Below are 19698 nucleotides of genomic sequence, written 5' to 3'. Positions count from 1 at the left end.
TCAGCGCCCGAAGTCGGGATCGCCGCACTCCGGGCAGCTGGGCGCATGCACCAGCCAGACCCGGCTGGCCGGGCCCGTCGGCGCCGGCGTCGGCACGGCCAGCTGCACGAAGTCGCAGACCCCGCAGCGCAGGGCGACCGGGGCAGGGGCAGGAAGCGGATTGTCCATGTTCAGACCAGGCAGGCGCCGACCGACCGGGCTGGCCGCCATCTAGAGCGAGCGCCGCTCGCGAGTCCAGAGGGTGTTCACGGGATGTTCCGGCCGTTCCTAGGCTTTCCCTAGCCTCGCAGGGCCTGCAGCAGCTGGCGGTACTCGCCTTCTGAGAGGCAAGTGCTGGCCTCCCAGAAACGGTCCCGCCCCCCATCGTCGGGCCCCAGCCAATCCTCAAACGTTGACCGGCGTCCATCGGGCGCCACGACCACGTCGACGTAATCCAGATCGTCGCAGTCGTTGAATATTTCGACGGTCCAGCCGTTGGCGAGCCGCGCTACGACGTTGCCGCAGAAGACGTCTGCCCACGACCGCTCCAGCGTGAAGGTGACATCTCCCGTCGCCATAGCCCGCACTTGGGCCACGGCCTCCTCACGCGAGACGGCGGGGGTGACGGGCGGCGGGCGATAGCCCCATGTGTCGGTCATAGGCGCTTGGTCGCTCATCGCCTGCCCCCTTAAAAATCAAGCCGCAGCGCGACGGTCGGCGAAGTATGCCAGCGGCTGCAGTGGCCCCCAACCACCAACGCTCCTGTACAAAGCGAGCGGTCCAGGTGTTCGCCGGCGTCCATGAGGCCGGCCAGTCTTCCATGCAGGATGAGGTCGACGGGGGCGCCGCGGGCGTCGGACGTGGGCTGGATCTCGATGCGGTCGATCAGGCCGCGGGCGACGTCGACGAGGCGGCGGTCGGCGTCGGTAGACGACCGCGCGGCGTCGGACAGGTAGGCGTGCAGCTGCTCGACCTGGCGCCGCCATGCGGCGGCGGCTTCGGGGTGGAGCTGGATGGGGGCGTTGGCGGCGGCCTCGTCGGGGATGGCGGCGAGTTCGGCGCGGGCCTCGGCGGCCTCGGCGTTGGCCGCGGCGATGCGGGCGCGCACCTGGGCGGCCATGGGGTCGGCCTTGTCGAGGTCCAGCAGTTCGTCGAGCAGGCGCTCGGCCTTGCGCTCCAGCACTGCGATGCGCTTTTCCAGGGGCTGGCGACGGTTCACGGCGACGGCGCGCTGGGCGGCGGCGGCCCGGCGGTATTCCTCGACGTAGATCCGGACGGCCTCGGGATGCAGCAGGCGCTGCGACAGGCCCTCCAGCACGCGCCGCTCGACGTCTCGGCCGAGGACGATGCGGCGGTTCGTGCAGGCCGCCGGACCCTTCTCGCGCGCGGCGGCGCACTGCAGCCGGCCTCCGCTGGTCGCGGTGTAGGAGGCCCCGCAGCGGCATTTGAGCAGGCCCGACAGCAGCCCCGGACGGCGCACCAGGCGCTCGGGCCGGACGCCCGCCTCGCGGGCCTTGCGGGCGCGGACGCGGCGCCAGATCTCGTCGGGCACGATGCGCAGGTGCGGGGCCGGGGTGCGCTTCCACTGTTCCGGCGGCAGGGCGATGGAGCGTCGGGCGCCGGTGGCGCGGTCCTTGGTCTCGCGGATCCGGCCGTACACCTTCACCCCGGCATAGGCCTCGCTGTTCAGGATGCCGTTGCCGCGCTGGACCGAGCCGTTGATGCTGGAGCTGTTCCACATGCCGCCGCGCGGACCCGGAACGCCCTCGCGGTTCAGCTGGGCGGCGATGGCCCGGGGCGTCGCGCCGTCGGCGTAGGCCTCGCAGATCCGGCGCACGACGGCTGCCTCCTCCTCGACGATCACGACCTCGCCGCCCGGGCTGGAGCGGTATCCGTAGAGACGCGAGCCGGTGGCCAGGCCTTTCTCGGCGTTGCTGGCCATGCCGCGTTTCGTCTTGGCCGACAGGGCGTCGAGGTAGAGTTCGTTCATCACCCCCTTGAGCCCGACCTCGAGGATGCCGATGGCGTCGGTCGAGAGGGTGGCGATGGCGATGCCGGCCGCGCGCAGCCGGTTGAAGACGTGGGCCTGGTGCTCGAGGTTGCGCGCGATGCGGTCCTCGTCCTCGGCCAGCAGGATGTCGAAGCCGCCGCGCTCGCCCAGGTCCAGGGCCGCGTTCAGGCCCGGTCGGTTGAACATGTGGGCGCCGGAGATCGCCGCATCGGAGAAGACGTCGACCACGGCCCAGCCCCGCGCGGCGGCGTGGCGTGTCAGGACCGCGACCTGGTCCTCGATCGAGCGGGCGTTCTGGCGGTCGGAGCTGTAGCGGGCGTAGAGGGCGACGCGGGCGGTCATGGGCTAGTCCTTCGACTTGCCGTAGTTGTCGCGCAGCCAAGAAAGGCTGCCCCACTTCCGGCCAGGCTCACTCGCAACTGAGTGGCGGCCAGGGCGGCTCCGCCTGGCTTCGGTCACAGCCGCGGCCATCCGGTCGGTGAACAACTGAACGTCGAGGAAGTAGTTCGGATATGCGGCCCGCAAGTCGCCGACCCGGTCCACTTCGATGAGAACAGCCTGGGGGTATTCTTGGCTGGTCTCGGCGACGAACGATGCCTCGGCCGTTAGTCGAAACTGAGTGTTGCTGCGCACCCGCACCGACCTGTTGATGTTGTCGTATTCAACGACGAACGACTGACCGGGCATCCGGGCGTACTCGTTCGTAAGTCGGATCGCCTCGTTGTAGCTGTGCAGGTTGGCGATCGCCCCCAAGTGAGCCTCAACCTCCGCCAGTTCGTTGAGCAGCTCTGCACGATCGGCCGGAGTTCCGGGGACTGTGGGGCAGCCCTCCTCGGCGGCGATGACCGATGACATGAGAGTGAAAAGCCGAAGCCAGCGCGGGCAGCCACGGCCGGCCTTCAAGTCTTGATCGTTGACCAAGCCGACGGCTTCCACGGCCGTCGCCCATGCGTGCTGCAGGCGCGTTCGGAGTTGGACTTCGATCCGCCGTCGGGTGGTAATGCTGACGCCATCCTCGTCGCGAACATGCAGCGTAATATGGTGGCTGCGGTAGCCGCTCGGCTTAGGCTCGTCGATGTAGCGCCAGTGGCGCGCGGCCTGATATCGAGACGATCCGCCGTCATAGAAGCCCACGAGGGCACGCACGCTGTCCATGTCCGGCATGATGGCCCTGCACCCGCCGATGTCCTGGATGTCGTAGAGGGTCAAAGGCGTCCGACGCAGCTTGTTCCGTATGGAGCTGATCCTCTTCAACCGCCCAGCGGTCAGTCCGCTCTCGCTCAGTTTGCGTGCAGCGGTAGAGAGCTCCCGGCGCGCCCGCCGCATTGGCTCGACGTGAGCCAGACGAAGCTCGTGAACGGTCCGGAAGATTTGGACGGTTTCGTCGCTGTAGGGATATGGCAGGAAACCGCGGAGCTTCTCGCCGACGGCGTTTATCTCTCGTTTCGAGTGCTTGGGCACGTGGAACCCGTCGAGATCGCTCCACTCTGAGTTGGCGGAAGCGGTCGGAGTCATACGCTGGCTGTTGCGAGAGGCACAACCGCCTCGCTGCAGTGAGCCTCACGGGCGGCGTCGGCGCGGGCCATGGCGCGGATCAGGTCGACGAGTTCCGGCTCAAGCGGCCGCGAGGGCTCGGAGGCGGGAGCCTCCGGCCGGTCGGCGGCGAGCATGAGCCGGAGCGCGGGCATGGGGTCAGGCGGCCTCGCCGGCCTGGGCGAGCGCCGCTCGCCGGTTGCAGGCGTCGAGCTCGCGCCGGCCGGCGGGGAGGATGCGGACCTCGCCGCGGCTGGCGGCGATCCAGCCGGCGTCGAGCATGGGGCTGATGGCGACCCACATCCGCTTGTGCCGCGCGCGGTTGGACAGGTCTTCGCCCTGTCCGGTCATGTTGCGCAGGTCGCGGTAGGACATGCGGGCGCGGTCGTCGCCCACCAGGGCGGTCAGGATCTCGTGCCAGACCTTGCCGGGGACCAGCTCGGGCGCCTCCGGCGCGGCAGAGAAGCGGAGGGTCTCAGGCATGGCCGGGCTCCTTCCGGCCCCAGCCGGTCCGGCGCCGGTCGAGTTCCTCGGTCGTCGCCGCCAGCAGGTCCTGGTGCACAGAGCCCACGGATGCGCCGGGCCAGTGGCCGCGCGCGTTGGCGACGAGGCGCGCCAGTTCGGTCAGGGGGATATCCTGGAGGCGGACGTAGCGGCCGATGTTGTCGCTCCACCAGGTGCGGCCCGCGTTGGCGTCGTCCTGGCTGAAGGTGCGGGTGAGGCGGGTCATGCTCACGGCTCCAGTTGCAGGTAGGGGGTGAAGGTGCGCCGGCGGGCCAGGGCGCTGGCGGTTAGGAAGGGGATGGCCAGCGGCCAGAGCAGGGCCAGCCAGAGCCAGCGCAGGCCGACCCAGCGGATCGCCCAGGCACCGACCAGCGTACCCGCGAGGTAGACCAGGCCGAGGATGGCGAGCGGGATCATCACGCACCCGCCATTTCGAAGTCGCGGGTGGACTCCACCGGCTTGGGCTTGAAGGGGTTGGGGAGGCCGGCCAGGCCGTTGACGGCGTAGACGGTCAGCATGGCCAGCACGGCCTCGAGGCCGTAGGGCTGGTCGCCTTCGGGGTCGATGACGGCCAGCACTTCCTCGCGGGCGTTCAGCAGGTAGCCGTTGTCGCCGTACTGGACCGGGCCTTCGCCGATGCAGTCCAGCAGCAGCTCGCGGAACTCGGCGATGTCTTCGTCGCTGCCGACGCCCTGGGCGACCAGGCGGGCGGCGCGGGCGGCCAGTTCCTGGCCGCGGGAGACTTCGGCGTCCATGGCGCCGGGCTCGCCGGGGCGGTCGGGCGGCAGGATGTCGGGGGCCGGGGTGAGCGGCGGCAGGTCGCCCGCCTGGCGCGGCGGCAGGGCGGCGCTGAGGTCGAGGAAGGCGCTGGCGTTGTCGTGCCAGGTGTCGTCGGTCAGGGCCGGTAGGCCCGCGGCCTGGCGGGCGGCGTCGAGGCCCTTGGGGTTGTAGTGGATGCCGGCGCCGTCGGCGGTCGGATAGGCCCAGCCGCGGCGGACCAGCTCGGCGCGGCCGGCGTCGGTCAGCATGGCGGCGCGGGGCTTGCCGGGCAGAACGACGGTCTTCGCCAGCTTGTGGTGCAGCAGTTCGCAGAACTCGGCCGAGGTCCATTCCTGGTGGACCTGGGTCGCCGAGCCGTTGATGCCCGCGTGGACGAGGTCGCGGGTCTGGCAGGCGCGGGCCAGTTCGATCAGGGCCAGCGCGGTGCGGGGCTTGAGGGTCGGGGCGTCGGCTGAGCCCCCTCCGTCCGCTTCGCGGCCACCTCCCCCAGGCGGGGGAGGAGAGGCGCTGTCGCGCACCGGGTTCTCGCGTTCGACGCGGGCCTGCAGGGCGTCGGCGGCGTCGGCCGGGTCGGCGCGCAGGGCGCCGGGGGTGGTGAAATCCTCCAGGGCGGTCTGCGCCGGATCCACGGTGCGGAGGAAGTCGGTGACGTAGAATCCTTCGTCGGCCGCGAGCTTCGCCGCCGTGTCGCCGACGACGGCGGTGCGGATCTCGGCAAGCAGTTCGGCGCGGCGGTCGTGAAAGCCGTGTTCCGCCAGCCAGCGCTCGACGCGCGGGTCTTCGGTGCGGACCCGGGCGAGGCCGTGCGGGCCGCGTTCGATCAGTTCGATCAGGCCGCGTTCGTAGAGGGTGGCGGCGCCGCCCCCGCGGGGGACGAAGACCAGTTCCGCCCAGCGGTAGGCGTCCGCTTTCGGAGCCCAGGAGGCGGGGACGTGGACCCCGTCCGTCTCCACCTTGTCCGCCAGTTCCACCAGCACCAGGGCCAGCTTGTCGGTCAGGTCGAGGTCGCGGCAGCTTTCGCGCAGGGCCTCCCACGTCATCTCCCCGCGCTTGTGCGCCGCGATGGCCTCTGGCGTGGCCTTGCGGATGATCTGGACGGCTTCCTGCACCAGGCGGACGTGCTTGCCGGTGCGGCGAGCGGCCTCGGCGGCGGACCAGCCGGTGCGCTCGATCAGGGCGGCGTAGGCCTGGGCTTCATCCAGGGCCGGCAGGTTCGCCCGCTGGCCGTTCTCGACCAGGGCGTCGAGCAGGGTCTCGGCCTCTTCCTGGCCGGGCTCGGAGGGGGCCTCGACGAAGGGCATGGGGTGGCCGGCGGGCAGGCGGCCCTGTTCGATCAGCAGGCCGACGGCCCGCCAGCGGCGCTCGCCGGCGCGCAGGGTGCGGACGCCATGCTCGTCGGCGGGGAAGGTCACCACGGGCTGGATCTGGCGGCCGGACACGATGGTCTCGGCCAGCCCCTCCAGCTCGACGGGGTCGATGGCCTTGCGGGGATTGAGCGGGTTGGGGCGCAGGCGATCGTGGGGCCAGGCGGTCGGGGCGGCATTGCCCCCTCCGTCCGCTTCGCGTCCACCTCCCCCAGGAGGGGCAGGAGAGCGGCCTTCGAGGGCGTCGAGACCGGGCAGCAGGGCGCGACCGGCGGCGGTCAGGGTCAGGCTGTCGGCGGCGACGAAGCCGGCGGCGCGCAGGGCGGCGACGGAGCGGGCCACGTTGGACGTGTCGCGCCCGACCGCTCGGCCGAGCGCGGTCCAGCCGGGTTCGGCGCCGGGGTTCTCGGCGATCCAGCGGATCAGGGGCGCGTTGGAGACCGCCAGCACGGTCGGGGTGATGCTGCTCATCAGTGGCACTCGGTGCTGGAGGGGCTGGGCGGGGTGGTGCCGATCAGGCCCGCCTCGGCGAGGCCGCGCAGGGTGCTGCACCCGCTGCATTCGCTGTCCGCCGGGATGTGTTCGCAGACGGATTCCAGCAGGCGGCGCGCGGCGAGGATCATCTCGGCCGGCTGTCCGTGGGCGTAGAGCTCGGCCCCCTCGCCGCGGAGGATGACGAAGGCGTAGCCGTCGCTTCCGGCGAGTTCGCGCAGCTTGCGATAGATGCGCCGGTCCCGGGCGCTCATCGTCGATGTGTCGTCGTGGGTGGGCATGATCGGGCCTTTCAGTGGGCGGGTTGGTCGTCGGCCGGGGTCCAGCCTTCGGCGGCCAGCTGCTCGAGGCAGGCGCGGGCCTCCGGGGCGGTGACGCCGGTGTGGAAGACGGCGAAGGGGACGAGGCCGTCCGGCTCGCCGCTGAGGTGTGGGTGCAGGTGCGTCGGGGGCGACGCCAGCAGGGCGGGCTCCCCGCCGTAGTCGCCCAGGCTGACCTGATCGGGGCGCTTGCCGATCTTCACGAGCGCCGTCTGCACGGCCTTCAGGGGCCGGGCCTGGGGCGAGCTGATCCAGCGGCGTTTGTCGTCGATGGCGGCGTGGGCGAGCCGCGGCGCGAAGGGGGTGAGATGAATGCCGACCGCGCGCCGGGCCGCCAACAGGTTGGCGAAGTCGGCGGGCGACATGCGAGCGCCGCTCGCGGTCGCCTGGGCGGCGGCCTCGGCCCGGGTCTGGAAGGCGGGGGCGCTCATCGCGCCACGCTCCAGCGGCCCCAGCGGCGCACCAGCCGGATGCGGCGGGAGCGGCGGGCGAGGAAGGTCAGGAGGGCGCTCACAGCCCGGCCTTGCAGAGCAGGAAGGCGAGCGTGCCGCTGGCCAGCGCGACCAGGACGTGGATGGCCCAGGCGGGGAGGCGTCGCGCGCCGGGAAACTGGCGGACGATGACGTGCGGCCCGCTGGCCTCGTGGCCGGTGATGTTGTGCTGAAGGGCCATCAGGCGGCCGCCTGTTCGTGCGCCAGCGCGTCGAGCACGCCGGACTTGCGGCTCTCGGCGACCTGACGGGTGAAGGCGATGCAGCCGGCCAGGGCGACCTGGCGGGCGAGGTTGAGGCGCGGGCCGCGCTCGCCGGCGCCGAGGCGGGCGGACAGTTCGATCGCGTCGACCGGCGCGAAGCGCCAGACCTGACGGTCGATGCGCAGGAAGACGCAGGGCGCGAGGTCATCGCGGTCGCCCGCGACGGCGAAGGCGTCGGCGTCGCCGGGCATGGCGTGGAGGGCGTGGCGGACATCTTCCACGGTTGGCGCGGTGTAGAGGGTGGGCAGGTCGGACATGGCGAACGCTCCGATGAAGACGTCGCACCATGATGCGGGCAACTGCCCGCGTCAATACAAAAGCGGGCAAGAACCCGCATGACGATCCCGCGGGCCGCGCCTAGGTTGAGTGGGGAGGCGGGGGAACATGCTGAACTTCGAACATTTCGTGCGCGTGCGATCGGCTCTGACGGGGCGCGCGGCGGAGGCCAGGGCGGAGCGTTTCGGGCGGCCGGTCGGCGGCGCAGCGTTCGACGACGACGCCATGATGGTGATGGTCGACGCGCCTCCGGCGGACCCCATCGCCTTCCACATGGTCTACACCGACGCGAAGAAGGACCTGACCGGGCGCTGCATCACCGTCCGATCCCTGCGCGAGGAGTTGGACGAGGTCCGGGTCGGGGCGATCTGCCATTTTCGCAATGCTCTGCGCAGCTTCCTGGGATCGCGCATCGTCGAGCTGACGGACCTGGCGACGGGCGAGGTGCACGACGACGGCCTCGCCTATTTCCGCAGCCATCCGTTCCTGCGCCCCGCGACGGCCGACGTGCTGTCCGGGCTGTCGAACGAGATCCTGGCCATGCAGGCCTGCCGCGACGAGATCATTCTGCTGACCTTCGTCGGCGCCGCCGACGGCATGCTCGATCCCGACGAGATGGATGAGATCGTGAAGCACGTCTTCGACAGCGCCGACGACGCGCTGGACGAGGGGGAAATCCGGCGCCGCGCCGCATCGTTCGTGCCGGACGAGCGCGCCTTCTATCGGGCCCTGGACCGGATCTGCGAACGGGACGGCGACGCCCGGCTGCTGATGCGGTCCCTGCGTCGGGTGGTGGACGCCGACGGGGAGGTCGACGTCGAGGAGATCGCGTTCGTCGACGAGATCGCGCGACGCCTCGAAGCCGCCGGCAAGCTCTAGCGGCCGAGGCTGACCCCGCCGACGCGGCAGACGGCGATCACCCGGTCGTAGCTGGTCGTGCGGCCGTTGCGACCGCGGCGGACGGTGCAGACCGCGTGCCGGGCCTTGTTGCGCATCATCCGCCGCTTGGCCGCCTCGCCTTCGGGCGTGCCGAGTTCGGCCGCGTCGGCGTCCTCCAGTCGCACCTCGACCAGGCCGTCGGCCGTGCGCACACAGATGCTGTCGCCGTCGATCACCCAGCCGATCGGGCCGGAGAAGGTCTGGCCCTCACGGGTGGGCAGGGGCGCTTCGCAGGGGTCCGCGAGCGCAGGGCTGGCGGCCAGCCCCAGGACGAAGACGCCAGCGACGAGCGGCGCTCGCATCAGAAGGACACGTAGGCGCGGAGAACCTTGGCCACGATCTCGACCGTGTCGCCGTTCTCCAGGTTCATGTCCTCGCCGACGTCGAGCGGCTGGGACCACTTGTCGTTGTAGGATCGCGGCCAGAGCTGAATGCCCTCGGGCGCCAGAACGACCTGTTTCACCGTGCGCTCGCGGAAGGCTCCCTGGGCGCGGGTGCGGACGACGACAACGACGTCTTCGTGGGCGGGCTCGTAACCCATGGCTATGGCGTCGACGACGTGGATCAGGGCGCCGTCGGGGATGAAGCGATTGTAGGAGTCGCCGCGCACGCGCTCCAGCCACTGCGGCCAGCGCTCGTAGCCTTCGACCAGCTGGGCCCGGTGCACGCCGAGCGGCTCGTCCACGGCCTCGTCCGTCGCCAGCCAGGCGCCGGCGGCCACCTCATAGCGGATGGGCAACATGGTCTCGGGCTGTAGGGGCAGGGGAGGGCCTTCGCCCGGCTCGTCGGTGACGCCCAGCAGGTAGTCGACGCTGCAGGCCAGCACGCTCGCCAGCTTGGCCAGGTTCTCGGCGCGGGGCGAGGTCTCCGGGCGACGGCGCAGGGTCCGGATGAAGTCCCGGCCCAGGCCAGCCTCGCGCGACGCGCCCTCGGGCGACTTACCGAGGGCCTCGAGCCGCTCGTCTATCCGGTTCAGCAGGGTCGTGGACATGGCCGCGACACTGCCGCGCAACTGCCCGCACATGAACGCGGGTTCTTGCCCTTGACCATGCGGGCAACTGCCCGCATACAATCCGACCATGTCCATCTCGCAATTCCTCGCACGCTGCGACGCCTATCGGGCCCGCCGCAACGTCAGTGACGCGCGGCTGAGCACCCTCCTGTTCAACGACGGCAAGAAGATCGGCCTGCTGCGGGCAGGCGGAGACATCGGCGTCCTGACCCTCGCACGGGTCGAGCAGGTGTTGGCCGGGCTCGAATCGGAACTGCCGGACGGACCATCGGAAACCCCCTGTGATGACGCCGTCGAACCTGCCCTCGCGCAGGCGCCGGCGCAGTAGGAAAGCGAGGCGTTCGTTCCTATGAACCGGCTCCAGCACAAGTTTCACGCCCGGCGCCTGATCGGAGAATGCGGCGGGCTGGCCGCGGCGGCGGCGGCCCTGGTCAACCGCAAGGGCTGCGCCCAGCGGCTCGGCGAATACCAGAACCCCAACCACGACGCGGTCATGCCGGCGGACGTGATCTGGGACCTGGAGCAGTTCTGCGGCAAGCGGATCTACAGCCGGGCCCTGTTCCAGTCCGGCCCCGACGAAGGCACGGCCGAGGAGTGCGCCCTGAACGGGGCGCTGGAGGCGACCGAGGCGGTCGTCGACCTGCAGCAACGCCTGCGCCTGGCGACGAAGGACGGCCAGCTCTCGATGGCCGAGGGCGACGCGGCCCTGCACCAGATCGAACAGGCGCGCGAGCAGCTGGACGAGGTCGCCCGCACGATCCGCCTGGGTCGCGGCCAATGACCGCCCGCGACCTTCCTGACCTGCGCGACGCCTGGTCGATCCTCGGTCAGGTCACCGGCTGGCCCGAGCGGCCGGGGCGGCTGACGCCGGGCGCCTCGCGACAGCCGCAGCGGTTTCCGCAGGGCGCACCGGCCTGGCTGGCGCCGGGCGTCGTGCGCGGGAGGGCGGAGTGATGGCGGCTCCCCTGACCCTCGAGGCCATGCGCTACCTCGCCCAGGTCCGCGTCACGCCCAACAGCCTGGGCGTCTTCCCCGACCTTCACGCGCTGGCGGAACGGTTCGCCGTGACCGGCGGGGAGATGAACCTGGTGCTGGACGCCCTGCAGAGGCGCACGCCGGAAGAGGCATATGCCTCGCTGTGCGAGCGGTTGGGGCTGCCGGCCGAGCCCAGGCCCGCAGGCCTGGGCGGGTTCCTGCGCTCGAAGTTCGGGGGCGCCTCGTGAAGCGGGCCCCGAAGTTCCGCCGGTCGCTGCTGGTCGGCGAGGCCCTGGCCGACGACCTGGTCCGATTCGATCGGCTGGGCCGGGCGGCGGCCGCTGTGCTGGCCGATCCCGAGGCCGGGATGGCCGAGCTGGAGGCCGCGGCGACGTCCGCCGCGCGCTCGACCCTGCCCCGGGCACAGCGCTGGCGGGGCAGCCCGCTGTACCTGCTGGTGCGCACCGCCCAGGCCGTTCCGAACCTGCCCGACCAACTGCGGGCCGAAGGGCTGGCGCGGCTGAAGCGTCATCTCGATGCCGTCGAGGGCGTCTCCGTCACCGGGGCCGACGCCTCGGAGCGGGCGGCGCCGGCCGAGATCCTGCCGGAGCGCGAGCCGCGCCGGGACGTGTTCGGATGAGCCCGCGCTTCAACCGCAACGCCTCCTGCCTCGGCATGGGGTACGGGGTGGGCGTCCGCCGCGGGCCGATGAGCGCCTGGGAGATCGACTTCGCCCTGCAGAAGCGCCGTCTGCGCGCCGGCTGGGCCGACATCGCCGGCATGTTGGGCCGCTCCGAGCCGGACGTGCGGCTCGCCTGCGAAGAGGCGCTCGCCGCCGTGGAGGCCGCCCGTGGCTGATGGCTCCTTCGCACGAGCGCCGCTCGCATCTGATTCCATCGCCCTGCAGGGCCGCCGCAAGCGGCGCGTGGTCGGCTTCGCCGGCGGGGGCGGATCGTCCATCGCCATTCACCATGTGCTGGGGGCCGTGGATGCGGCGCTTAACCACTGGCCCACGGCGCTGGCGGTGCACGAGCGCAACTTTCCGGAGGCCGCGCACTACTGCGCCGACATCTTCGACACCGACTGCCGCGACGTGTGCCCGGGTGAGGAGATCGAGCTGCTGTGGCTGTCGCCGGACTGCCGCCACTTCTCCAAGGCCAAGGGCGGGGCACCGGTGAGCGAGCGGGTGCGCGGCCTGGCCTGGGTGGCCATCCCCTGGGCCAAGCTGCGCAAGCCCGACGTGATCATGCTGGAGAACGTCGAGGAGTTCCTGACCTGGGGGCCGGTGAAGCCGGACGGCAAGGGCGGGCTGGTCCCCGACCCGGCGCGCAAGGGGCAGACGTTCGCCAAGTGGGTGCGGCGGCTGGAGGCCTGCGGTTACGCCGTGGAATGGCGCATCCTGAACGCCGCCGACTACGGCGCGCCGACCAGCCGCAAGCGCCTGTTCCTGATCGCCCGGCGCGACGGCCGGCCCATCGTGTGGCCGGCGCCGACCCACGCGCCGCGCCAGACCGCCGCGGCCCGGGGCCTGAAGCCGTATCGGGCGGCGGCGGACATCATCGACTGGTCGCGGCCCTGCCCGTCGATCTTCCTGTCGCCGGAGGAGGCCCGGGTCCTGCGGGTGAAGCGCCCGCTGGAGGAAGCGACCCTGGCGCGCATCGCCAAGGGGCTGCTGCGCTACACCATCGGCAACGCCGACCCGTTCATCGTGCCGGTGACGCACAAGGGCGACAGCCGGACCTACGACGTCCGCGACCCGCTGAAGACGGTGACCTGCGCCAAGCGTGGGGAGTTCGCCATGGTGGCGCCGGTGCTGACGTCGTTCTACGGCGAGCGCGACCCGGCCAACGTGCGGGCGTCGTCCCTCGAAGACCCGCTGCACACGGTGACGGCCTCGCCGCGGTTCCCCCCGGCCTCGGCCTTCCTGACCAAGTTTTCGGAGAACGGCCGGGGCTACCTGCCGACCGAACCGCTGCACACGGTCATGGCCGGCGCGCCACGCCACAGCCTGGTCGCCGCCTTCATGGAACAGGCGAACACCGGGATGGTCGGCCACGACGCCCGGTCGCCGGTGTCAACGATCGCCAGCAAGGCCGCCAACCAGCGGCTGGTGACGGCGGCCCTGACGCAGTTCCGGGGGTCCAACGAAGGCAATGGCGGCGACGTCGGCGAGCCCCTGGGCGCGGTGTGCGCCCAGGGCGGGCACCACGGCCTGCTGGAAACCATCCTCGAGGCCGACCAGGACATGGCCGTGCCCTTCGGCCGCGAGCGCGAGCTGCGCGCCTTCCTGGTGAAGTACTACGGCACGGCGACGGCGCAGGATCTGGCCGATCCGCTGCACAGCGTGACCAGCCGCGCCCGCTTTGGCCTGGTGGTGGTGGCGGGCGTGGCCTGGCGCATCGTCGACATCGGCATGCGGATGCTGGACCCGGAGACGGAGCTGGCGGCGGCCATGGGCGTGCCCAAGGGCTACGTCCTGGGCTTCGACGTCGCCGGCAACCGCGTGACCAAGACCGACATCAACAAGATGGTCGGCAACATGGTCTGCCCCGACCCCGCGGCCGCCCTGATCGCCGCGAACTTCGACGCGGCCCAGCCCGAGCGGGTGGCGGCATGAGCGCGCTCGCTGACCGGGTCGCGGCCAATCGCGCAAGGCTTGCCAGCCTGGAGGCGCGTCACGGGCTGACGTTCGAAAACGGCATGTCGAACGTGCGCTGGGACTGCCTGATGCGCGAGATGTACGTCGAGGAGGACGCGGCCGACCGAGCCGCCATCCGGCGTGCCCTGGGCCATCTGTGGACCGCCCCCCTTTACGACGGCACCGGTCAGGACTGCGCGATCGACGGCGACGTAGCAGAGATGCCGCTGTGGCGGCGCGGGCTGATGCGCCTCGGTTGCAGCCTTGCCATCCTCTTGGGCCGACGGCTCGGGGATAACGGCCTCGACGCCTTGGGGGTCCTCTACTTCGACCACGCCACGCTCTACGCCGGATGGTCTGCCCAGTTTCTCCGGTTTGATCCGCGCCGTCTCCGCTTCGAAGTCTATCGCGATGGGGACTGGCACCTGTGACCGCCGCCGTCTTCAACCACATCCCCATGTCGCCGACGCGGCTGGCCGTGCTGGGAAAGCTGATCGAGGTCGGGCCTGGCGGGACCTGTTCGGTGCGCGGCGTCATGGACGGGGCCGTGCTGGCGGTGCTGGTGCAGATGGGCCTGGCCGAGCGGATGGGGTCGGACCGCCTAGGCGGCCAGCGCTACCGCGCGGCCCTGCCGGCGGCGGCGGATGCGTGGGAGCGGTGTTCGCCGCTGGTCGCGGCCCGGGCCAAGCGCTGGTCGACGCGGACCGAACACACCCAGCCGATGCGCGCCCGCTCCGGCCCCCAGGGCAGCGTGGCGTCCACGCCGGAGAAGGACGGCGTCAGCTTCTATCCGACCGCGCCCTGGGGCGGGCGAGTGGTGGGCGAGATCTTGCGGCGCAAGTTCCCGCGCGCCCGGTCGCTGTGGGAGGCGGCCGCCGGGGCGCACCACATGGCGCACGGCCTGCGCGACTACTTCCCGACCGTGCACACCTCCGACGCCTTCGACTACGGCCTAGGCGACGTGCTGTACGACTACACGTCGGATGCGCCGCCGCCTTTCGGGCGGGTGGACCTGATCGCGACCAACCCGCCGTTCCACGACGACTGCATCGAGCAGTTCATCCGCCGGTCGTGGGACCGGTGCGGCATGGGCTTCGCCCTGCTGCACGGCGAGCGGCCGATGGCCTGGTTGGCGCCCTTCAGCGAGCGGCTGCCGATCCATCGCGGCCGGTACGAGGAAGACGGGTCCACGGCCACGGACTACGCCGTGTTCATCTTTGCCCAGGTCCGCCCGTTCCGCGGCGAGGCCCGGATCATCGACATCCCGCCGGGGGCGGAAGCCCGCCTGACGCGGCCGAGCGACGCGGCGTTCGCCGTGCGGGAGGCGGCGTGATGGCCGCAGCCCCCCGCCCGCCGCGTGAGGTCGTGGCCTTCACCGGCGCGGTCGCCGCATCGCGCCCCGCGACCCTGATGGGGCGCGCCGCCGGCGAGTGCTGCTGGCCGGTCGGCGGGGAGGGCGCCGCGACCCTGTTCTGCTGCGCCCCGGCCCGGCGCCGTCGCTACTGCCCCGAACATCAGCGGCGCGCGGTGAAGGCCGGCGCGCCGCTGAACATCGAGATCCTGGTGAAGTGGATCCGGTCGATCGAAAGCGCCTCTGCGAGCGCCGCTCGCACGGAGGCCGCCCATGGCTGAGCGGTCCATGTTCGACGACGTGCACGAGCGGGTGTCGCTGGAGGATTTCGCCGGCCAGTACACGAAGCTGTCGGCGGGGAAGAACGAGCGGCGGGGCGTGTGCCCGATCTGCCAGTCGGGCAAGGGGTCGAAGTCGGCGCCGTTCGCGGTCTATCCGGCCGCGGGGCGCTGGCGGTGTTGGGCGGACTGCGACCGGGGCGGGGACGTCGTCGACCTGTACCGCGAGCTGCACAAGGCGGCCGGGGTGGTGGAGGCGGTCAGGGCCCTGATGGGCGGCGACTACCGCCCGCCGGCCGAGCCGGTCGTGGCGACGGGCAGGCCTGCGCCGACGGCCGACGACGACCGCAAGGCGAAGCGCGCGGCGGAGATGTGGGACGGGGCCCGGGCCTTCGAGGGCTCACTGGCCGAACGCTACCTCGTGAAGGCGCGGGGGATCGCGCCTGAGGTCGTGGCGATGGCCGCGCCGCAGCTGCACTTCCACCCCTCGGCGAAGGCGGAGTGGGTGGATGGGGCGTGGAAGCGGGCGCCGGCCATGCTGCTGCGGGTGCAGACGCCGGCGGGCTTCACCGGCGGGGTGCACGCGACGTTCCTGCTGAAGGACGGGTCGGGCCGCGACAAGGCGCTGGGGAAGAAGATGCTGGGCCCGCAGATGCTGGACGGCGTCTACGGCGGGGGCTGGCTGATCGGGCCGGACGGCGAGGGGGACCTGGCCGTGGCCGAGGGGATCGAGACGACGCTGTCGCTGGCGACGATCGAGCGGATGCGGACGGGGCGGCCCATGCGGGCCGTGGCGGCGCTGAGCCTCGGGCGGCTGCAGGGCGGGGTGCTGCGGGACGCCGACGGCTGCATCGACGTCGACGATCCGCAGCCGGATCCGGCGCGGCCGCCCTTCACCTGGCCCGCGCCAGAGGCCTCGCCCTGGGCGCGGGTCGTCATCGGGGTCGATCGCGACATGAGCCCGTGGCGGGTGAAGGGCCGGGCCCATCGCGCCGGTCGCGCCGGGGTGCGCAGGCCCCTGAACTACCTGCTGGACAGCGAGGCGCGGGCGTCGATGTGCGCGCGCCTGGCCGTCGCGGCCTGGACGGCGACGGGGGCGCGGGCCAGCGCCGTAGCGCCTTCGCCGGGGGCGGATTTCAACACCGAACTGCAGCGGGTGCTGCGGGCAGAGAGTGAGCGTGCGGCGTGAGTGAGGACCCCACCATCGAAGTCCTGGCCGGGGCCGTCATGGATGAGGCCGCGGTGCGCGACGCGCCGGACGACGACGCGCCGGCTTCGGCCGGGGAGAAGGCCGAGGCACCCCCCAAGGCCCTGTTCCCCATGCCGGACCCGGACCTGGCGGTCTGTCCCGTCACGCCGCTGGGGTTCGAAGGCAAGAACGTGGTCTTCGCCATGCCCGAGGGCGAGATCCGCAGCGAGCCGGCGTCGAAGATCGGACCGATGCTGCGCACCGACATCTTCGTTTGCCGGGCGGGCGCGCACTTCCTGACCCTGTTCCGGAACAAGAGGGACGAATTCGAGCAGCTGGCCGCGGTGATGTGGTTCGTCCGCGCCTGCCGCGACAAGGGCAAGTTCGACCGCCGGCGCACGGTGCGGGGCCTGGGCGTCTGGCCGGGCACGGCGGGCGAGGTGGTGCTGCACAAGGGCGACGAGATCTGGACCTACGGGGACGGGCCGGCGCCGGTGAAACAGACCATCGGCGAGGCGCTGAAGGTGGCCAAGGGGCCGCTCTACCTGCTGCAGCCCGCGGCCGAAGCGCCGTCGGCGAAGCCGGCCGGTCGCGCGGACGGGACGTGGATCTCGGAGCGGCTGGATTGGTGGCGGTTCGAGCCGATCGGCGACGAGGGGCTGACGGGCCGCGACCTGGTGCTGGGATGGGTGATGGCGGCGATGCTGGGCGCGGTCCCGGCGTTCCGCGTGCACCTGCTGCTCTACGCCCTGGCCGGGTCGGGCAAGACCACCTTCCTGGAGTTCGTCCACGCCCTGCTGTCGGCGGTGTCCGGCGATGTGGTGACCAGCTTCACCGAGGCGGGCTTGCGCAGCGACATCGCCGGCATGGCCAGGCCCGTGCTGCTGGACGAGCTGGAGGCCAGCGACGGGGCCAACGGGCCGGGCGCGGTCGAGCGGGTGCTCGACATGCTGCGCCTGATGGCGACCGGGTCGGGGGCGTCGCGGAAGCAGGGCGCGGTCGACGGCGGGTCGATGACCCAGACGGCGGTCGGCTCGGTGCTGATGGCGGCGATCAGTCCGCCGCGGCTGGACCCGGCCCTGGCCACGCGGGTGGCGGAAGTGCGGCTGCTGCCGCTCACCACCCCCCGGACCCCCGGCGAGGAGAGGGCGCTTCCGTCGCGGGCGGTGCTCAAGGCGGCCATCTCGGAGGCGGCGGACAAGTCCCCCGCGCTGCTGACGCGGGCGCTGACCCAGGCGGACCGGTTCCGCGACGACGTGGCGGCGATGATGCAGGCCCTGACGGAGGCCGGGGAGGCGCCGCGGACGGCGGACCTGATCTCGACCCTGGCGGCGGGGCGGCGGCTGCTGCTGCACGACAGCCCGCTGACGCGGGAGGAGGCGTTGGAAGAGGCGCGGTTCTGGCAGCCGCTGCTGGACCAGCGGGCGGCGAGCGAGACCGTGTCCAATCCGGGCGCCGACGCCCTGCTGTTCCTGTTCGACGCCGACAGCGGCAAGAGCAAACACGAGCGGCGGCTGAAGGTCGGCGAGTGGATCCAGCGCTGGATCGACCACGAGACCCGCTCCGACTCCGAGGATGTGCTGAAGCACCTGGGCCTGCGTGTGCTGGAGGAACAGGGCGATCCCTTCCTCCTGGTGGCCAACCGGCACCCGTTCCTGGAGAAGCTGTTCGCCCGCAGCCGGTGGCCCGACTGGAAGCGGACGTTCGCCTACCTCGACGCCCTGGGGGACGCCTATCGCATCGGGCACCGGGACAGCATCCGCTTCGGCCTGGCCGGGAAGCAGCGCGCAACCGTCATCCCCCTCACCCCCTGGTTGGAAAGAGCCGCCTCCACGACGGCGCGTTCCGGCGGCGTTCCGCTTCCCGTTCCGGAGGATGACATTGATTTCCGGTGACAAATGGCCGCCCGGAACGGGTGGAACGCGCGGAACGGTCGGCCCGCACCTGCGAGGGTGCGCCCGTGCGCGCGTGAGAACTGCCGTTCCAGGCGTTCCAACCGTTCCACCCTCTCTTTTCCTAAGACCTTTCAATAAAATAGACAGGAACACCGGCCGGAACGCCGCTGGAACGCCTGTCGCCAGTGCAGCGAGGGCGTCATGAACGTGGCTTTCCGGGTGTCTCCGAAGTCGCCGGCCGTGATCATGGTGGGCAGGATCCCATTCGTGGCGCCGCTGGGGCGGGATGCCCTGTCGCCGGCCCAGTTGGTGGCGCTGACGCGGGCGGCCGACGCGGTCCATGCCGGGCGGGTTCGCCAGGCGCAGCGGATCGTGTGGGGGCTGCAGCGCGAGCTAGGCGTCAGCGGGTCGGAATACATCTCGGTGCTCGGCGCGGCTGCCGAGGCGGTGCAGGCCGAGAACGCGCGCTTGGCCGGTCGCGCTCGGCGGACCGAGCGTCAGCGCGTCATGGCCCTGCCACGGGTTGAGGAAGACCTCCCGTTCACGGACGAGCAGCGGAAGGTGCTGCGACAGGCTGATGCCCTGGATGCCGATGCGGACCGGCTGTGCCCGGCGGACCGGAAAGCGCGGGCCAAGCGCACGGCGGCGGAGCGGCGGCAGGGGCGGATCAATCGCAAGATGGCGCAGGACATGCGCGCCCAGGTGCAGGCCCAGCATGAGGCGAGGCTGGAGGTTCGGGCCGTCGAGGCCGGGCTCGCCGAGCGGCGCGCGCTGGAGACCGCGAGATCCGGTGAGGATGTGAAGCTCGCGCGGGTCGCTGGCGGCGAGGGGGTCAAGCGGCTGTCGAACGCCGACGGCCTGATGTCCGTGGCCATGTCCCTGGCGCAGCGTCAGGCGGGTTTTGCCTATCGCGACATTTTCCGCAGCGCGACCATCGGCTGGTCTTCTCCGCTTGATGCCATCGGGTGCGGGGGGCGAGGGTCGGCCACGGCCATGGACCTGTCTCGCCTGCGGACTGCGCAGCGCATGCGACAGTTGCAGCAGTTCGACGCCGAGGTCGCGGCGCAGCTCGGCGCGGACCATGTCGCAGTGCTGAAGGCCGTGGCCGGCGAAGGCAAGTCCATGCGTGAGTTCGCGCCCGCGAGCCGGGCGAGGGAGCGGGCGACCCGCGCCCTGCTGGCTTCCCTCGATGTGCTGCACCCGCTGTTCGGCACGCGGCTTGACAGGCGGGGCCACTAAGAGCATTCAGGGTCCATCGCTCTCAGAGCGTCCAGAGCCCGCCCGGTCCGCCGCGGCGGGCTTTCTCGTGGACCGAAAAGCGACAACTGCGAGCCGATCGCACTTGACCTCGAGGCCCGACGGCCCCGCGGGTCCTTCCCCGAACCCCTGACGTATACGGCATTTCGGGG

General features: G+C 71.7%; 29 protein-coding genes. 14 read left to right on the top strand and 15 right to left on the bottom strand.

Features of this window, described 5'->3' with window-relative positions; genetic code table 11:
• The 13 genes from VEA62_RS04525 to VEA62_RS04465 form a co-directional block, all read right to left on the bottom strand.
• The gene (locus VEA62_RS04525) at positions 1–210 is read right to left on the bottom strand and encodes a hypothetical protein (RefSeq protein WP_324818976.1); all 210 of its coding nucleotides are present in this window, start codon (positions 208–210) and stop codon (positions 1–3) included.
• Between the two features lie 68 nt (positions 211–278).
• Positions 279–638, bottom strand: a complete 360-nt coding sequence (locus tag VEA62_RS04520; RefSeq protein ID WP_324818972.1) for a DUF7693 family protein — start codon at positions 636–638, stop codon at positions 279–281.
• A gap of 29 nt (positions 639–667) precedes the next feature.
• Positions 668–2332: a recombinase family protein gene (locus VEA62_RS04515; protein WP_324818970.1), complete on the bottom strand. Its 1665-nt coding sequence runs from the start codon at positions 2330–2332 to the stop codon at positions 668–670.
• 3 nt (positions 2333–2335) lie between these two features.
• On the bottom strand, positions 2336–3505 hold the full coding sequence (locus VEA62_RS04510; RefSeq protein WP_324818967.1) for a RelA/SpoT domain-containing protein: 1170 nt from the start codon (positions 3503–3505) through the stop codon (positions 2336–2338).
• Positions 3502–3678 carry a hypothetical protein gene (locus VEA62_RS04505; RefSeq protein WP_324818965.1) on the bottom strand — a complete coding sequence of 59 codons (177 nt, stop codon included), beginning with the start codon at positions 3676–3678 and terminating at the stop codon, positions 3502–3504. Before VEA62_RS04505 ends, VEA62_RS04510 begins: the two co-directional genes overlap by 4 nt.
• A gap of 4 nt (positions 3679–3682) precedes the next feature.
• The gene (locus tag VEA62_RS04500; RefSeq protein WP_324818963.1) at positions 3683–4006 is read right to left on the bottom strand and encodes a hypothetical protein; all 324 of its coding nucleotides are present in this window, start codon (positions 4004–4006) and stop codon (positions 3683–3685) included.
• Positions 3999–4253 carry a hypothetical protein gene (locus VEA62_RS04495; protein WP_324818961.1) on the bottom strand — a complete coding sequence of 85 codons (255 nt, stop codon included), beginning with the start codon at positions 4251–4253 and terminating at the stop codon, positions 3999–4001. The genes VEA62_RS04500 and VEA62_RS04495 overlap by 8 nt, the downstream gene beginning before the upstream one ends.
• Before the next feature lie 2 nt (positions 4254–4255).
• The gene (locus VEA62_RS04490; RefSeq protein WP_324818959.1) at positions 4256–4447 is read right to left on the bottom strand and encodes a hypothetical protein; all 192 of its coding nucleotides are present in this window, start codon (positions 4445–4447) and stop codon (positions 4256–4258) included.
• Complete coding sequence (locus tag VEA62_RS04485; protein ID WP_324818956.1) at positions 4444–6642, bottom strand: ParB/RepB/Spo0J family partition protein; 2199 nt, start codon at positions 6640–6642, stop codon at positions 4444–4446. The genes VEA62_RS04490 and VEA62_RS04485 overlap by 4 nt, the downstream gene beginning before the upstream one ends.
• Positions 6642–6944, bottom strand: a complete 303-nt coding sequence (locus VEA62_RS04480) for a hypothetical protein (protein WP_324818954.1) — start codon at positions 6942–6944, stop codon at positions 6642–6644. The genes VEA62_RS04485 and VEA62_RS04480 overlap by 1 nt, the downstream gene beginning before the upstream one ends.
• An 11-nt stretch (positions 6945–6955) precedes the next feature.
• Positions 6956–7414, bottom strand: a complete 459-nt coding sequence (locus VEA62_RS04475) for a hypothetical protein (protein ID WP_324818950.1) — start codon at positions 7412–7414, stop codon at positions 6956–6958.
• A 79-nt stretch (positions 7415–7493) separates the two neighbouring features.
• Entirely contained in the window at positions 7494–7655 is a 162-nt protein-coding gene (locus VEA62_RS04470) for a hypothetical protein (protein ID WP_324818947.1), read from the bottom strand.
• Entirely contained in the window at positions 7655–7993 is a 339-nt protein-coding gene (locus tag VEA62_RS04465) for a hypothetical protein (protein ID WP_324818944.1), read from the bottom strand. Before VEA62_RS04465 ends, VEA62_RS04470 begins: the two co-directional genes overlap by 1 nt.
• A gap of 127 nt (positions 7994–8120) precedes the next feature.
• Between VEA62_RS04465 and VEA62_RS04460 the strand changes: the two genes are divergently transcribed.
• Positions 8121–8891, top strand: a complete 771-nt coding sequence (locus tag VEA62_RS04460; protein ID WP_324818940.1) for a TerB family tellurite resistance protein — start codon at positions 8121–8123, stop codon at positions 8889–8891.
• Here VEA62_RS04460 and VEA62_RS04455 read toward each other — a convergent pair.
• Positions 8888–9253, bottom strand: coding sequence for a nuclease (locus VEA62_RS04455; protein WP_324818937.1), 366 nt, complete (start codon positions 9251–9253; stop codon positions 8888–8890). The two genes, VEA62_RS04460 and VEA62_RS04455, sit on opposite strands and share 4 nt — an antisense overlap.
• Positions 9253–9942, bottom strand: a complete 690-nt coding sequence (locus VEA62_RS04450) for a hypothetical protein (RefSeq protein ID WP_324818933.1) — start codon at positions 9940–9942, stop codon at positions 9253–9255. Before VEA62_RS04450 ends, VEA62_RS04455 begins: the two co-directional genes overlap by 1 nt.
• Positions 9943–10030: 88 nt before the next feature.
• Between VEA62_RS04450 and VEA62_RS04445 the strand changes: the two genes are divergently transcribed.
• The 13 genes from VEA62_RS04445 to VEA62_RS04385 all read left to right on the top strand — a co-directional run bounded on the left by VEA62_RS04445 (position 10031) and on the right by VEA62_RS04385 (position 19528).
• A complete protein-coding gene (locus tag VEA62_RS04445) occupies positions 10031–10291 on the top strand; it encodes a hypothetical protein (protein ID WP_324818931.1) in 261 nt (86 codons plus the stop codon).
• 21 nt (positions 10292–10312) lie between these two features.
• On the top strand, positions 10313–10744 hold the full coding sequence (locus VEA62_RS04440; RefSeq protein ID WP_324818929.1) for a hypothetical protein: 432 nt from the start codon (positions 10313–10315) through the stop codon (positions 10742–10744).
• On the top strand, positions 10741–10917 hold the full coding sequence (locus VEA62_RS04435) for a hypothetical protein (protein ID WP_324818927.1): 177 nt from the start codon (positions 10741–10743) through the stop codon (positions 10915–10917). Before VEA62_RS04440 ends, VEA62_RS04435 begins: the two co-directional genes overlap by 4 nt.
• Entirely contained in the window at positions 10917–11186 is a 270-nt protein-coding gene (locus VEA62_RS04430; protein ID WP_324818925.1) for a hypothetical protein, read from the top strand. Before VEA62_RS04435 ends, VEA62_RS04430 begins: the two co-directional genes overlap by 1 nt.
• Entirely contained in the window at positions 11183–11578 is a 396-nt protein-coding gene (locus VEA62_RS04425; RefSeq protein WP_324818923.1) for a hypothetical protein, read from the top strand. The genes VEA62_RS04430 and VEA62_RS04425 overlap by 4 nt, the downstream gene beginning before the upstream one ends.
• Positions 11575–11796, top strand: a complete 222-nt coding sequence (locus VEA62_RS04420) for a hypothetical protein (protein ID WP_324818921.1) — start codon at positions 11575–11577, stop codon at positions 11794–11796. Before VEA62_RS04425 ends, VEA62_RS04420 begins: the two co-directional genes overlap by 4 nt.
• The gene (locus VEA62_RS04415) at positions 11789–13555 is read left to right on the top strand and encodes a DNA cytosine methyltransferase (RefSeq protein WP_324818919.1); all 1767 of its coding nucleotides are present in this window, start codon (positions 11789–11791) and stop codon (positions 13553–13555) included. Before VEA62_RS04420 ends, VEA62_RS04415 begins: the two co-directional genes overlap by 8 nt.
• Complete coding sequence (locus VEA62_RS04410) at positions 13552–14007, top strand: hypothetical protein (RefSeq protein ID WP_324818918.1); 456 nt, start codon at positions 13552–13554, stop codon at positions 14005–14007. Before VEA62_RS04415 ends, VEA62_RS04410 begins: the two co-directional genes overlap by 4 nt.
• The gene (locus VEA62_RS04405; protein ID WP_324818915.1) at positions 14004–14909 is read left to right on the top strand and encodes a hypothetical protein; all 906 of its coding nucleotides are present in this window, start codon (positions 14004–14006) and stop codon (positions 14907–14909) included. The genes VEA62_RS04410 and VEA62_RS04405 overlap by 4 nt, the downstream gene beginning before the upstream one ends.
• A complete protein-coding gene (locus VEA62_RS04400) occupies positions 14909–15208 on the top strand; it encodes a hypothetical protein (protein WP_324818913.1) in 300 nt (99 codons plus the stop codon). Before VEA62_RS04405 ends, VEA62_RS04400 begins: the two co-directional genes overlap by 1 nt.
• Complete coding sequence (locus VEA62_RS04395; RefSeq protein ID WP_324818911.1) at positions 15201–16394, top strand: DUF7146 domain-containing protein; 1194 nt, start codon at positions 15201–15203, stop codon at positions 16392–16394. Before VEA62_RS04400 ends, VEA62_RS04395 begins: the two co-directional genes overlap by 8 nt.
• A complete protein-coding gene (locus VEA62_RS04390) occupies positions 16391–18289 on the top strand; it encodes a hypothetical protein (protein ID WP_324818908.1) in 1899 nt (632 codons plus the stop codon). The genes VEA62_RS04395 and VEA62_RS04390 overlap by 4 nt, the downstream gene beginning before the upstream one ends.
• Positions 18290–18490: 201 nt before the next feature.
• Positions 18491–19528 (top strand): hypothetical protein, encoded by a 1038-nt coding sequence (locus tag VEA62_RS04385; RefSeq protein WP_324818906.1) that lies wholly within the window; start codon positions 18491–18493, stop codon positions 19526–19528.
• Positions 19529–19698: the final 170 nt, after the last annotated feature.

This window comes from Brevundimonas sp. (genome assembly GCF_035627475.1).
Lineage (GTDB): Bacteria > Pseudomonadota > Alphaproteobacteria > Caulobacterales > Caulobacteraceae > Brevundimonas.
Note: the sequence above shows the minus strand (reverse complement) of the source record. Positions and strands in the feature narration are given on the sequence as shown.